The following is a 14628-nucleotide window of genomic DNA, read 5'->3' as shown; positions in this document are numbered from 1 at the left end:
GCGGAAACGGCGCCGATCAGGACAGCAGTTGCAGCAAGGCTTCTGTGTCCGCGGCAAACAGGCGCACTCCTTCGGCGAGTTTGTCGCTGGCCATGCGATCGGCCTGCAGTCCCGCACGGAATTCGGCTTCGTCGATGGCTGGCGGCATGGCGTCCTGCACATCACCGGGCTGGGCCGGGTCGAGCTGGCGCGGCATGGGGCGATCGCTCCCGGCCAGGGCTTCGAGCAAGGGCGGCGCAAGAGTCAGCAGATCGCAACCCGCGAGCGCGGCGATCTGGTCGATGTTGCGAAAGCTCGCCCCCATGACTTCCGTGCGCACCCCCTGTTGCTTGTAATAGCGCCAGATGCGCAACAGCGACTGCACGCCCGGATCGTTCGGCCCGCTCAGGGCGGCATCGTCCCAGCCCGGGCCGGATTGCTGTTTGTGCCAATCGGTGATGCGCCCGACAAAGGGCGAGATGAGCTGTACCTGCGCGTGAGCGCAAGCCCGCGCCTGCTCAAAGTTGAACAACAACGTGAGATTGCAGGCGATGCCTTCCTGCTGCAACACACGGGCGGCGGCTATGCCTTCCCAGGTCGAGGCGATCTTGATGAGCACGCGCTCACGCGGCACGCCCTGCGCGGCGTAGAGCGCCATCAGGGCGCGGGCGCGCTGCAGCGTGGCCTGCGTATCGAAGGACAGCCGGGCATCGACCTCGGTGGACACGCGGCCGGGAACACGCTGCAGAATTTCAACGCCGAAGGCCACCAGCAGGCGATCCATGCGCTCCTCGGCGCTGGACGCAGGCGAGGCCTGCGCCCGCTGCAACAAGGCGCCGGAGCGCGCATCGCGCGCAGCTTTCAGAATGAGGCTGGGATTGGTCGTGGCTTCGCGCGCCTTCCAGCGCGAAATCAACGCCAGATCGGCGGTATCGACGACCACGACGGTCGAGGCGGACAGGGCTTCCAGTGCGTGCATGCCGCCATCGTACCGGCGCATCGGCCCGCACACATCCGCACGGCAGTCAAAGCTGTCCTGCGGATTGGGGCCTTTTTTCGCCCGCTTCGTTCGTGAAGTTTTCCTGAACTCATTGGTCATTAATTATTAGTTTTAATTATTGAAGTGCCCTCCTACACTGCGTCTGCCTTGATGCCACGGGATCTAAATTTCACACATCGCCGCGGTGCATTCAAGTTGCTGCAGGAGCCAGCTCCGGCGTGCAATCCAGGGCATGGCGACGCGAATGGGGTGACCTCAATCGTTTTTCAATCGAAGCGCAAGTGAAGGAGCAAACAATGGCAGTGAAAACCTACAACGCCGGTGTGAAGGAATACCGGCAGACTTACTGGACCCCCAACTACGAGCCGAAAGACACGGACATTCTGGCCTGCTTCAAGATCACCCCGCAGCCGGGCGTGGATCGTGAAGAAGTTGCCGCCGCCGTGGCCGCCGAGTCGTCGACCGGCACCTGGACCACGGTGTGGACCGATCTGCTGACCGACCTCGACTACTACAAGGGCCGCGCCTATCGCATCGAAGACGTGCCCGGCGACGACACCTGCTTCTACGCCTTCGTGGCCTACCCGATCGATCTGTTCGAGGAAGGCTCTGTGGTCAACGTGCTGACCTCGCTGGTCGGCAACGTGTTCGGCTTCAAGGCCCTGCGCGCCCTGCGCCTGGAAGACGTGCGCTTCCCCATCGCCTACGTCAAGACCTGCGGCGGCCCGCCCAACGGCATCCAGGTTGAGCGCGACAAGATGAATAAGTACGGTCGTCCGCTGCTGGGCTGCACCATCAAACCCAAGCTGGGCCTGTCGGCCAAGAACTACGGCCGCGCCGTGTACGAGTGCCTGCGCGGCGGTCTCGACTTCACCAAAGACGACGAGAACGTCAACAGCCAGCCCTTCATGCGTTGGCGTGACCGTTTCGCCTTCGTGCACGAAGCCACCCTCAAGGCGGAACGTGAGACCGGCGAGCGCAAGGGCCACTACCTGAACGTGACCGCCCCCACGCCCGAAGAGATGTACAAGCGTGCCGAGTTCGCCAAGGAAATCGGCGCACCCATCATCATGCACGACTACCTGACCGGCGGCCTCACGGCCAACACCGGCCTGGCCAACTGGTGTCGCGATAACGGCATGCTGCTGCACATCCACCGCGCCATGCACGCCGTGCTCGACCGCAACCCGCACCACGGCATTCACTTCCGCGTGCTGACCAAGGTGCTGCGTCTGTCGGGTGGCGACCACCTGCACTCGGGCACCGTCGTCGGCAAGCTCGAAGGCGACCGCGAAGCGACGCTGGGCTGGATCGACACCATGCGTGACGAGTTCATCAAGGAAGACCGTTCGCGCGGCCTGTTCTTCGATCAGGACTGGGGTTCGATGCCCGGCGTGATCCCGGTCGCTTCCGGCGGCATTCACGTCTGGCACATGCCCGCGCTGGTGACCATCTTCGGTGACGACTCCGTGCTGCAGTTCGGTGGCGGCACGCTTGGCCACCCCTGGGGCAATGCGGCTGGCGCCGCGGCCAACCGCGTCGCGCTGGAAGCCTGCGTCGAAGCGCGCAACGAAGGCCGCGCCGTGGAGAAGGAAGGCAAGGAAATTCTCACCGCCGCCGCCGCGCACAGCCCCGAACTGAAGATCGCCATGGAAACATGGAAAGAGATCAAGTTCGAATTCGACACCGTGGACAAGCTCGACGTGGCCCACAAGTAAAAACCGCTGCTGTGAAAAGTTGGCGCAGCGCGCCCGCGGCTTCGGCCCGGCGCGCCGCGCGAATGGATCGACTTGAAAGGAAATCAAATGTCTGAAGTGATGGATTACAAAAGCCGCCTGAGCGACCCCGCCAGCCGCAAGTTCGAGACCTTCTCCTACCTGCCCGCCATGAAGGCCGAGCAGATCAAGAAACAGGTCGAGTACCTCGTGAAAAAAGGCTGGAACCCGGCCATCGAGCACATCGAGCCGCAATACCTGATGGACTCCTACTGGTATATGTGGAAGCTGCCGATGTTCGGCGAAACCGACGTGAACAAGGTGCTGGCCGAAGCCGAAGCCTGCCACAAGGCCAACCCCGACAATCACGTGCGTCTGATCGGTTACAACAACTTCAATCAGTCGCAAGGCGCTTCCATGGTGATCTTCCGCGGCAAGACCGTGTAATCACCACGCGACGGGTGACCCCACAAACCCCCGTCGCCCCACAAGGGCACGGGGGTTTTTGTTTGTCCGCGCATGACGCGCCCTGTCCGGCGCTCCATCCGCAGACGAATACAAATCCAACATGAGGAGTTGCACATGAGCAGCATCATCGACCAGTACCGCATCACCCAGGAACCGTATTACCGCCCCGTCGCCGACGAAGTGGAACTGTTTGAAGCCGCCTATTCGGTGCGCATGCCCATGATGCTCAAGGGCCCCACCGGCTGCGGCAAGACCCGCTTCGTCGAGTCCATGGCGTACAAGCTGAACAAGCCGCTCATCACCGTGGCCTGTAACGAAGACATGACCGCCTCCGACCTGGTCGGGCGCTTTCTGCTCTCGGCCACCGGTACGGAATGGCAGGACGGTCCGCTAGCCATCGCCGCACGTCATGGCGCAATCTGTTACCTCGACGAAATTGTTGAAGCGCGGCAGGACACCACCGTGGTCATCCACCCGCTGACCGACAACCGCCGCGTGCTGCCGCTGGAAAAGAAGGGCGAACTCATTCACGCCCATCCCGATTTCCAGATCGTCATCTCCTACAACCCCGGCTACCAGAGCCTGATGAAGGATCTGAAGCAGTCCACCAAGCAACGCTTCGGCGGCCTCGACTTCACCTATCCCGAGCATGCAATCGAGTCCGAGATCGTGGTGCATGAATCGGGCGTGCCCAAGGACGTGGCCGAGAAGCTGGTGTCCATCGCCGAGCGCAGCCGCAACCTCAAGGGCCACGGCCTCGACGAGGGCCTGTCCACCCGCATGCTGATCTATGCAGGCAGCCTCATCGCCAAGGGCGTGGATGCCAAGGCCGCCTGCCGCGTGGCGCTGGTGCGCCCCATCACCGACGACCCCGACATGCGCGACGCGCTGGATGCCGCAGTCTCCACCTTTTTCTGACCCTTCCCGGCGCGCAAGGAGCCAAAGCCATGGCCATCACCCTCGACGATTACGCCGACTATCTCGAAGACCTTTCTCCGCACTCCCTGGAGGTGCTGCACGCCGTCTGGCCCGACGCCGCCAAGGTGCTCAGCCCGCGCGGCCTCGACAACTACCTCAAGGGCGCGGGGGCGTTGCGCGGCCTGGGCAAGGGCGACTCTCTGGTGGAAAACTGGCTCGACAACGCGCCGCTGGTGGCCAAGGAAGTGGGCGAGGATGTGGTGGGCGAACTCGCCACCGCCGCGCTCACCTTGGCCTCCAAAACCTCGGGCGCAGTCATCGAACGCCTGCTCGCCACCGCGCCGACGGCGGCCAACCGACTGGGCGATGCCGAGCTGTTTTCCAACTACCTGCAGTTCATCAACATACTCATCGCGCAGGCCCCGCGCGGCGTGCGGCCCATGCTCGACAAGCTCGACGTGCTGTTCTCCCAGCTCACCCTGGGCGGCCTGCGGCGCTGGGCGCTGTGGGGTGCGCACGCGCATCGCACCAACTACGAGGAACAGATCGCCTACTTCAGCCTGGAGAGCAAGGAGTCGCTCGCCATGCTGCAGAAAGAGCGCAAGGGCACGCTGCTGGTGGACGTGCAGCGGCGCATCAATATGTACCTGCGGGCGCTGTGGGCGCGCGACTTTTTCATGCGCCCGACCTCGGGCGACTTTGAAAGCCGCGAAGGCTACAAGCCCTATATCGAAGACTATCTGCTGCACCTGCCCGACGCCTACGACGACCACGAGGGTGTGTCCGGCCTGGAGCTGTACCGAGCCGCCGCCGCACACTGCGCCGCGCATGTGGTCGAGACCCAAACCCCCATCTCCGCCGAGGCGCTCACGCCCTATCAGATGGCGGTCATCAGCGTGATCGAAGACGCGCGGGTGGAAGCCCTGTCCATCCGCCGTTTCCCCGGACTGAAGCAACTTTGGGCCAAGCTGCACAGCTCCACGCCCGACATGACGCACAGCGTGGGCGACTACCTCAACCGCCTCGCCCGCGCCCTGCTCGACGACAGCCACAAAGACGCCGATCCGTGGATTGCCGAGGGCCGCGCCCTGTTCGCCGCCGCGCAAAACCGCCTGCACGACAACCAGATTTCGTGGGACATCGGCGTCACGCTGGCGCACCGGCTGCAGGCCGACAAGCGCCTGCCGTTCAGCCCGCGCACCGATCTGCTCACCGCGCCCTACCGCGACGACAACCGCTACTTCTGGGAGTTCGAGGAATTCGACTTCGACAAGGCGGCCAACGCCGGCTATGAATCCATCAAGCAGGTGCGCAAAAACGTCAGCGTGATGGAAATGGCCAACGAGATCGACGTCGAAAACGCGGGAGACGACGCCGAGGAAATCTGGGTGCTCAGCACCGAGCTGTTTCCCTACGAAGACATGGGCAAGAGCTTCAACGAGATGGAAGGCAAGGAGCCCGTTTCCGAGCCCTTCCATTATTCCGAGTGGGACTACCAGATCCAGCTCGAACGACCCGCCTGGGCCACCGTACTGGAGCGGCGCGGCAAGCTGGGCGATCTGGCCGTCATCGACGCCATCACCGCGCAGTACAAGCGCGAGATCCACCGCATGAAGTTCCTGCTCGACGCCATGCAACCGCAGGGCGTACAGCGCATCCGCAAGCTCGAAGACGGCGACGAGATCGACATCAACGCGGCCATCGCCAGCTTCATCGCCCTACGCATGGGCCAGCAGCCCGACCCGCGCATCATGATGCGCAGCGTGCGCACCGTGCGCGACTTCTCCATCCTGGTGCTGCTCGATCTGTCCGAGTCCACCAACGACAAGGTGGCGGGGCAAGACTATTCCGTGCTCGACCTCACGCGCCAGGCCTGCGTGCTGCTGGCCGACGCCATCAGCAAGGTCGGCGACCCCTTCGCTATCCACGGCTTCTGCTCCGACGGGCGGCACGACGTGCAATACCTGCGCTTCAAAGACTTCGACCAGCACTGGAACGAGGAACCCAAGGCGCGCCTGGCCGGCATGACCGGGCAGCTCTCCACCCGCATGGGCGCCGCCATCCGCCACGCCGGGCATCATCTGCAGCAGCAAAAATCAGCCAAGAAGCTGCTGCTGGTGATCACCGACGGCGAGCCCGCCGACATCGACGTGCGCGACCCGCAATACCTGCGCTCCGACACCAAAAAGGCGGTGGAAGACGTGGCCAAGCACGGCGTCATCACCTACTGCATGAGCCTCGACCCGCGCGCCGACCAGTACGTCGCCCGCATCTTCGGCCAAAACAACTTCATGGTCGTCGATCATGTGCAGCGCCTGCCGGAAAAGCTGCCGCTGCTCTATGCCGGGCTGACGCGGTAGGGCCTGATCGTTCTATGCTCCTCGCTTTGCACTCACACAATCCCATGGACAAATACGTCGGACTCGATCAGGACAGGCACGGCATCACCCAACTCGGCCGCGTGGTGCTTGACGCCCGGCTGTTCGGCTTCATCCCCGACACCCAAGACTGCGCCGGTTGGAATTTGGGCCAGATGCAGGTCTTGATGGACAAGGTCGATAAGCAGTGGGACCAGTACGGCAATCTCCCCAGCCGCCTGCCCCCCGAGCTTGCCGAGCGCCACACCCGCATCTATACCGAGGCCGTCGCCCGCGCGAAAGATCGGGGCTGGAATGCGGAGTTGGGGGAAGACGAGTAAAGCCGAGTCGAGCGCAGCTTCAAGCGGACCGCCGCGCGGTGATGCTGAGCACCTTGGCCGGGCCGTCGACGTGCTGTTTGGCAGCGAGATGTTCGAGGGCGCGGTGGAATTCGTGCACCAGGCGGCGCATGGCGTCTTGCGCCGTGTTTTCGTAGTGCAAGCAATCAAAGGGCACGGGCTCGTCGAGCGCGGTACGGGCGTTGGGATGGAAACCCTGCCATGCCAGCATCGCCCAGCTTTTGTACTGGCTGTCGAGAAAGACGAACTCGGTGGCGTCCACAATGGCCAGCACCTGCATGGAACGGATGGGCACGAAGGCCACGCCTTTGGGGCTGCGCGCCTGCAGCACGCGGGCGAGGTTGTAGGTGGCAGCGGGAAGGGTGCGCGACTCCTGGAACAAGGGCGTGGCGCGATAGACCGTGATTTCCATGGCAAGCTCCTCATGAGAAAACGCAGGGCCGCCCCAAGTTTTCTTGCCCACCTCGCAGCTTGCAAGCTGCTCGGATTCGGCTCCGTCCAAGCTGCCGCAGGACAGCTTGGAGCCGCGGGCCTCATCCCCCTCGGGGGGGCTGACGCGAACGCGGCAGGTCTGGGGGCGCGCTCCATGAAAGAATTTACGCCCCCTGCACCTCGCACTCCTGCGAAACGCCCAGCGCGCCGAACACCGCGCGGGTGAGCGCCTGCACCGCGGCGCGCTGGGCCTGCAGCGTGTCTGCGGCCACGCGGGCGGCGTCGGCCCCGGCCAGGCGTTCGCGGTGCTGGATGCGGCGGAGTTCGCGGTAGGCGTCGGCGGCGGGCCTTCCCACTCCGGCGGGCAGCAGACCCAGCGCCTCGGCCATGCCGAGCAGGGCGATATTGCCGAGATCGGCGGTGAGCTGCGGGTAGTCGGCGGCGTGTGCCAGCACCAGATACTGCACGGCGAATTCGACATCGACCATGCCACCTGCGTCGTGCTTGACGTCGAACAGGCCGCTGGGGTTGGGGTGGCCGTCGGCCACTTTCTGCCGCATGGCGAGGATTTCAGTGCGCAGCGCGTCCGCATCGCGCCGGGTGGTGAGCACCGCGGTGCGGATGGCCTCGAAGCGCGCGCCGATGGCCAGATCGCCCGCGCAGCAGCGCGCCCGGGTGAGCGCCTGATGTTCCCAGGTCCACGCCGTGTTGCTGCCGCGTCCGCGCTGGTAGGCGTCGAAGGCCTCGACGCTGGTGACCAGCAGCCCGGCGTTGCCGTTGGGGCGCAGCCGGGTGTCGATTTCGAACAGACGGCCTGCGGCGGTGTGCGCGGTGAGCCACCAAACCAGCTTGCGGGCGAAGGCGGCGTAGATTTCTTGCGCCCCGTCCGCGCTGTCGTCGTAGAGAAAGACGATGTCGAGATCGCTGCCGTAGCCCAGTTCCTTGCCGCCGAGTTTGCCGTAGGCGATCACGGCGAAGGCGGGCTGTTCGCGGTGACGCTGCGGCAGTTCCTTCCAGCACCATTCCAGCGCCAGCTGCACGGTGGCATCGGCCAGGGCGGAGAGTTCGTCGGCCACCTGCTCGACCTTGATCAGCCCGGCCAGATCGCGCGACAGGGTGCGGAACATTTCGGCGTGAAAGCCTTGCCGCAGCAAGTCCATGCCCTCGCCGGCATCCCAGCGCCCGCGCTCCGCCAGTTGCGCGTGGTGTCGCAGCAAGCCGAGCCGATAGTCCGCGGCGTTGAAGCGCTCGCTCGGTGGGGTGATGAGTTCGTCCACCACGGCGGGGTGGCGCTTGATGTAATCGGCTGCCCAGGCCGAGGTTTCGAGCACATTGCACAGCCGCGCCAGCGCGGCGGGCTGCTCGGCGAAAAACGCCAGATAGGTTTCGCGCCGCCCGATGGCTTCGAGCAGGTCGATGACGCGGGTCAGGCACACTTCGGCGGTGGCGCGCTCGGCGGCCATGCCGATCACCCGGTCGAGCACGCGCAGCAGCCGCAGCCGCCCGGTGTCGCTCAAAGCGCTGTAGCGCGGCGAGGTTTCAAGCGCCTTGAGCCGCGCGACGATGGCGTCGTGCGCCAAGCCAGCCTTGGCCAGCCGGTGCCGCACCGCGTCCATGCTTTCTGGCGGCTTGCTGCAGCCGGTGCATTGCGGACCGTTATGCAGCAGGGCGTCGAATTCGCTAGCGACGAATTCGCGCACCTTGTCGAGTTCGCGCAACAGCTTGCAGCCCTTGGGGCAGCCAGCGCGCTGGCTGGTGTCGTCATCGACGAAGCCCATCGACCAGGCCAGGGCGTGCAGGTCGGCGTCTTCAGACGGCATGCTGTGGGTCTGCGCGTCGTCGAGGTATTGAATGCGATGCTCCAGGCGGCGCAAAAAGCGGTAGCTCGACGCCAGCCGCTCGGCCGCTTCAGCCTGCAGCAGGTCGTGGGCAACGAGCAATTGCAGTGCGGGCAGGGTGGCGCTTTCGCGAATCTGCGGCATGCGCCCACCGCGCACCACCTGCAGCAGTTGCACGGTGAATTCGATTTCGCGAATACCGCCGCGCCCCAGCTTGACATCGTTGGCTTTGTCGGGCCGGGCTGCGGCGCGTTTGGTGGCCTCGGCGCGAATCTGCCGGTGCAGCGCGCGCAGGGCTTCGAGCATGCCGAAGTCGAGATAGCGTCGCCAGACGAAGGGCTCGACCACCGCCGCCAGCCCCTGCGCGGCGCGCTGTGCCTGAGGCGTGTCGAGCGGCGAAACCACGCGCGACTTGAGCCAGGCAAACCGCTCCCACTCGCGCCCCTGCACCAGAAAATATTCTTCCAGCATGGCCAGGCTGACCACTGGCGGGCCGCTGTCGCCGTTGGGCCGCAGCCGGGTATCGACGCGGAACACGAAGCCGTCGCCCGTCACGTCCGACAACAAAGGCACGAAGGCGCGCACCACGCGACCGAAGTATTCGCGGTTGCTCAAAGGCACGGCGCCATCGGTCTGACCGTCTTCGTCATACACGAACACCAGATCGATGTCGGACGACACATTGAGCTCGCGCCCGCCCAGCTTGCCCATGCCGACCACGAGAAACTGCGCCGCCTCGCCGGTCTCGGTGCGCGGCGCGCCAAAACGCGGTTGCAGCTCGGCATGCGCCGCCCGCAACCCGGCGGCCACCACGCTTTCCGCCAGATCGCTGATGCCGATGCAGATGGCCTCCAGCGGCGCGCCCGCCAGATCGGATTCGATCAGTCGCAGCATCAGCGCATTGCGCACCCGTCGCAGCACCGCGGGAAGCGGCGCGCCGGCTTGGTGCAAGGCGACGATGGCGGCGTCGATCTCGCCCCGCGCGGGAATGCCCTGCGGCCAGCAAGCCAGCACCTCGTCGAACCGGCCGACATGACGACGATAAAAACGTGAAAACTGCGACAACTCCATTGGGGCCATCCTGCAACTGCGATGAGGGCGGAGCATAGGCCAGCGCAGACAAGGCTGCACCGGGCCTCGCCAGTGTCTGACGCCCCAGCGCAGGAATCGAAGATGCGGCGCAAATCCCGGTCATTCCGGCAGGGAGCGCCATGGCGTTTGACTACCATCGATTCCGACGTTTCGCTCCTACTTCGCTTTTTCTCCCAGCGCATCCGCCTTGTCTCTGCTCCATCTTTCGCTGCGCGCCGCCACCCGCATCTTTGAGGCGGCTGTTCTGCTCGTGCTCACGGTGTATTTCGTGCTCGGCGCGGGCTTGCTGACCTTGCGCTACGCCGTGCTGCCCAATGCGCAACAGTTCCGCCCCTGGGTCGAGCAGGTCAGCAGCCAGGCGCTGGGCCTGCCGGTGCATATCGGCGCGATCCAGACGCAATGGCACGGGCTGATGCCGCAATTCGCCCTGCACGATGTGCGCATCGACGGCCCGCAGGGCCAGCCCGCGCTGCAGTTCGCTGCCGTTGAAGCCACGCCCTCGTGGAAAAGCCTGACCCGCCTCACCCCCACCTTCGATCAACTGGTGATCCGCGGCGCCGACCTCACCGTCACCCGGCCCGACGCCAACCATCTGGAGATCGGCGGCATACGCATCGCGCTGAACAGCAGCGGCCAAAGCGACGCCGCGCAGCAGTTCGCCGACTGGCTGTTCGAGCAGGACGAAATCCTGATTCTCGACAGCCGCCTCACCTGGGAAAATGCCGCGCAGCACGCCCCGCCGCTGCCGCTCACCCAGGTCAACCTGCTGTTGCGCAATACCCTGCTCACCCACCGCGCCGCGCTCACCGCCACGCCGCCAACGGGTTTTGGCGGCCCCATCGATCTGCGCGCCAGCTTCCGCCAACCGTTCTTTCTGCGCCATACCGCCGATTTTTCGCGCTGGAAGGGCACGCTGTACGGCGAGGCATCCAATGTCGATCTCGCCGCGCTGCAGCCCCAGTTGCCGCTGACCCTGCCCGCCACCACACAGACCGGACGCGGCTCCGTGCGCGCCTGGGCGCAGCTCGACAAAGCCGCGCCCACCGCCTTCACCGCCGATTTGGCGCTGCGCGGCGTCGCCCTGCAGCTCGCCCCCAGCAAGACCCCCGGCCCCTTACCGCCCGCCTTGCCTGCCTCATTACCCCCCTTCGTGCTCGACACCTTATCCACCCGCATGACCTGGGCGCCGCTGCCCGGTGGCGAAAACGCCAGTTTGCAGAACTTGCAGTTCCGCACCGCGCAAGGCCAAAGCCTGGCGCCCGTCACCATCGACTGGCAGTGGCAGCAGCCCAAGGGCGGCGCCACGCAGGCGCGGCTGCAGACCGGCGCGCTCGACCTGGGCACCCTCTCGGCCCTGGCACAGCGCCTGCCGCTGCCCGCGCTGTGGCACGCGCGGCTGGCCGCCCTGCAGCCGCAGGGCAGGGTCGCCGCGTTCACCGCGCAGGCGAGCTGGCCCAAGGGCGTGGCACCCACCGGCCTGCCGCCGAGCTATCAACTGCAAACCCAGTTTGCCGACCTGCGCTGGAACAGCCCGGCAGGCAGCGGAGAGCTCACGCCCCCGGCCAACCCCGGCCCGCTGATCGACCGGGGTAAGGCGGCCGCAAAAGTGCTGCAACTCCCGGCTGATCTGCCCGGCGTCAGCGGACTCTCAGGCACGCTCACCGCGACGCAGCAAGGCGGCAAAGCGCAAATCCAGCTCAGCCGCGGCGGCGCGCTCGATCTGCCGCTGATCTACGCCCCGGCCCGGCTGGGCTTCGACACCCTGCGCGCCGACCTCGACTGGAAGCGCGACAAAACCGGGCAGTGGCTGGTCAACGCCCAGCGCTTGGATTTCGCCAACGCCGACGCGGCGGGCCAGGCCACGCTGAGCTGGCGCGGCGCGGCCAAAGGCATGGGCAGCATCGACCTGCAGGGGCAGCTCAGCCGCGCCGACGCCCGCGCGGTGTGGCGCTATCTGCCCATCGACATTCCCCTGCACACCCGCGATTACCTGCGCAGCGCCATCGCTGCGGGCAGGGCGCAGAACGTGGAGTTTGCGGTCAAGGGCCCGCTCGAAGACTTCCCCTTCGACGTCCCGGCCAAGGATGGCTCGTTTGGCGGCACCTTCGAGGTGAGCGCGCAGATCGAGGACGGCGTGCTCAACTACGCGCCGCGCAGCCTGTTGCCGCCGGGGCAGACCGCCAGCGCCGCCACGGTGCACGCCAACGCGCAGTGGCCGGAACTCACCCAGGTCAACGGCCAGCTGCGCATCACCTCGCACAGCCTCGAAGTGCGCAACGCCTCGGCGCAGGCGTATGGCGCGCGGCTCAGCGCGGTCAATGGCAGCCTGCCCAGTTTCAACCGCGGCGTGCTGAGCATCAGCGGCAAGGCGCAGGCGCCCGCCAGCGATGCGCTGCGCTACCTGCTCGACAGCCCGGTCAACCGGCAACTCGGCGGCGTGTTCGACCACGTCCAGGCGCAAGGGCCGATGGCGCTGGACATCGCCCTCAAGCTCCCGCTCGGCGACATGGAGGCCGCCACCGTCAAGGGGCAGGCCACGCTGCAAGGCGTGGACGTGCTGTGGAGCCGCGATCTGCCCCGCTTCAACCAGGTGCGCGGCACGGTCGATTTCACCCACGACGGCTTCCGTGTGGCGCTCAAAGCCCCGGATGTGCTGGGCGGCGCGGTTCAGCTCAGCGGCGGCCAGCAACCGGGCGAGCCGCTGCAGTTGCTCGCCAGCGGCGGCTTCAGCAGCGCTGGGCTGCGCGCAGCCCAGCCGCAGTGGATGCAGACGCTGGGCAAAGTGTTGCAGGGCCAGTCCACCTATACCCTGCGCATCACCCAGCCCCGCCGCAGCGCCAGTCCGTCCGGAGCCGCGCTGCCCGGCGCCTCACCGGAACCCACGCTGGAACTGCGCAGCAATCTGGCGGGGGCGGCCATCAACCTGCCGCCGCCGCTGGGCAAGCCTGCGGATGCGCCTGAGTCACTGCTCTACACCCGCACCCCGCTGCCCGCCGCCCCGAATGGCGCCCGCCGCAATACGGTGCAGATCGACCTGGGCGGCATCGCCCGCGCCCGCTACGCGCTGGAAGATCCGCTGCCCGCGGCAGCGGGCTCTGGCGCGTCGGCAGACGATTTTCGCGTGCTCAGCGGCGCACTGGCCATCGGCCCGCAGGCCGCGTTGCCGCAACCCAGCTCCGGCGTGCAGGCCAATGTGCAACTGCCGCTGCTCGATCTCGACACCTGGGAAGCCGCAATCAAACCCCTGCTGCCCAACACCTCGGCGCAGACCCCCGTGGTGTTTCGCGCGAACAGTGACCGCGGGCTGATCGGGCTGCTGCCCACCACCGCAGCGATGGACATCGGCCGCCTCACGCTGATGCACCGAGTGATCAATCAGGTCGTGATCGGCGGCAACCGCAGCGGCGATCTGCTGCAGGCCAATGTGAACTCGCGCCAGATGTCGGGTTATATCGGCTGGCAGATCGGCAGCGGCAGCAATCCCGGCACCCTGAGCGCCCGGCTGGCGCGGTTGGAACTCCCCAAGTCGAGCGACTCCGACGTGGAAAACCTGCTCGACGAACAACCCAAGAGCATTCCCGCGCTGGACATCGTGGCCGACAACGTCGATCTGCACGGCCACCACTTCACCCGTCTCGAAGTACAGGCCGTCAACCGTGGCCGGGTCGATGACAGCAAGGTGTGGCAGCTCACCCACTTCCAGCTCTCCGCGCCCGGCGGCGTGCTCAGCGGCAGCGGCGCCTGGTCCAGCGTGGGTACGCAACTCACCGCGCCCGGCAGCACCGATTCCGCCTCGCCCGCGCGGCGCACGACCATGCAGTTCAAGCTCGACATCCTTGACGCCGGCAGCCTGCTCGCCACCCTGGGCAAACCGGGCCTGCTCAAAGGCGGCAAGGGCGACATCAGCGGCAACCTGGCCTGGCTGGGCTCGCCGCTGAGTCTGGACTTTCCCAGCCTGGACGGGCAGTTCAATCTGCAGCTCGGGCAGGGCCAATTTCTCAAGGCCGACCCCGGCATCGCCAAGCTGCTGGGCGTGCTCAGTCTGCAAAGCCTGCCGCGCCGCTTCACCCTCGATTTCCGCGACCTGTTCTCGTCCGGCTTCGCCTTCGACAAGGTCGACGCCGACGTGAACGTGGCCAGCGGCATCGCCACCACCCGCGACTTCCGCATGAGCGGTGTGGCCGCTTCGGTGCGCATCGAAGGCAGCACCAACCTGGCCGCCGAAACGCAGAATCTGCGCGTGGTCGTCGTGCCCAACATCAACGCCGGCGCGGCCTCGCTGGCTTATGCCCTGATCAACCCCGTCATCGGTCTGGGCACTTTCCTGGCGCAATACATCGCCCGCGAACCCCTGGCGCGCGCCTTCACCCATGTGTACGACATCACCGGCACCTGGCTCACCCCCATCGTCACCGAAGCCTCGCTGAACGCCCCCAAACCCGCAGACGCCGCACCCGCCACGCCCTGACG

Annotated in this window: 9 protein-coding genes; 6 read left to right on the top strand and 3 right to left on the bottom strand. The window is 66.1% G+C overall.

Features of this window, described 5'->3' with window-relative positions:
* Positions 1–16: 16 nt before the first annotated feature.
* The gene (locus tag BIO17B3_RS10070) at positions 17–958 is read right to left on the bottom strand and encodes a transaldolase (RefSeq protein ID WP_156053940.1); all 942 of its coding nucleotides are present in this window, start codon (positions 956–958) and stop codon (positions 17–19) included.
* 317 nt (positions 959–1275) lie between these two features.
* Between BIO17B3_RS10070 and BIO17B3_RS10065 the strand changes: the two genes are divergently transcribed.
* The 5 genes from BIO17B3_RS10065 (at position 1276) to BIO17B3_RS10045 (ending at position 6778) form a co-directional block, all read left to right on the top strand.
* A complete protein-coding gene (locus BIO17B3_RS10065) occupies positions 1276–2697 on the top strand; it encodes a form I ribulose bisphosphate carboxylase large subunit (RefSeq protein ID WP_156053939.1) in 1422 nt (473 codons plus the stop codon).
* Positions 2698–2784: 87 nt separating this feature from the next.
* The gene (locus tag BIO17B3_RS10060; RefSeq protein ID WP_156053938.1) at positions 2785–3141 is read left to right on the top strand and encodes a ribulose bisphosphate carboxylase small subunit; all 357 of its coding nucleotides are present in this window, start codon (positions 2785–2787) and stop codon (positions 3139–3141) included.
* Between the two features lie 135 nt (positions 3142–3276).
* Positions 3277–4080 carry a CbbQ/NirQ/NorQ/GpvN family protein gene (locus BIO17B3_RS10055; protein ID WP_156053937.1) on the top strand — a complete coding sequence of 268 codons (804 nt, stop codon included), beginning with the start codon at positions 3277–3279 and terminating at the stop codon, positions 4078–4080.
* 29 nt (positions 4081–4109) lie between these two features.
* The gene (locus tag BIO17B3_RS10050) at positions 4110–6440 is read left to right on the top strand and encodes a nitric oxide reductase activation protein NorD (RefSeq protein WP_156053936.1); all 2331 of its coding nucleotides are present in this window, start codon (positions 4110–4112) and stop codon (positions 6438–6440) included.
* Positions 6441–6484: 44 nt separating this feature from the next.
* A complete protein-coding gene (locus tag BIO17B3_RS10045; protein ID WP_156053935.1) occupies positions 6485–6778 on the top strand; it encodes a hypothetical protein in 294 nt (97 codons plus the stop codon).
* Between the two features lie 19 nt (positions 6779–6797).
* Here the strand turns inward: BIO17B3_RS10045 and BIO17B3_RS10040 are convergent, their stop codons facing one another.
* Both BIO17B3_RS10040 and glnE read right to left on the bottom strand, forming a co-directional pair.
* Positions 6798–7208, bottom strand: a complete 411-nt coding sequence (locus BIO17B3_RS10040) for a hypothetical protein (RefSeq protein WP_156053934.1) — start codon at positions 7206–7208, stop codon at positions 6798–6800.
* Between the two features lie 184 nt (positions 7209–7392).
* On the bottom strand, positions 7393–10137 hold the full coding sequence (gene glnE / locus BIO17B3_RS10035; protein WP_156053933.1) for a bifunctional [glutamate--ammonia ligase]-adenylyl-L-tyrosine phosphorylase/[glutamate--ammonia-ligase] adenylyltransferase: 2745 nt from the start codon (positions 10135–10137) through the stop codon (positions 7393–7395).
* Positions 10138–10345: 208 nt separating this feature from the next.
* Here glnE and BIO17B3_RS10030 point away from each other — a divergent pair, with 208 nt between their 5' ends.
* Entirely contained in the window at positions 10346–14626 is a 4281-nt protein-coding gene (locus tag BIO17B3_RS10030; RefSeq protein ID WP_156053932.1) for a YhdP family protein, read from the top strand.
* The last annotated feature ends 2 nt before the right edge of the window (positions 14627–14628 follow it).

The sequence above is a fragment of the Thiomonas sp. OC7 genome (genome assembly GCF_900634595.1).
Classification (GTDB): domain Bacteria; phylum Pseudomonadota; class Gammaproteobacteria; order Burkholderiales; family Burkholderiaceae_C; genus Thiomonas; species Thiomonas arsenitoxydans.
This window is presented reverse-complemented; position numbering and strand designations above follow the sequence as displayed.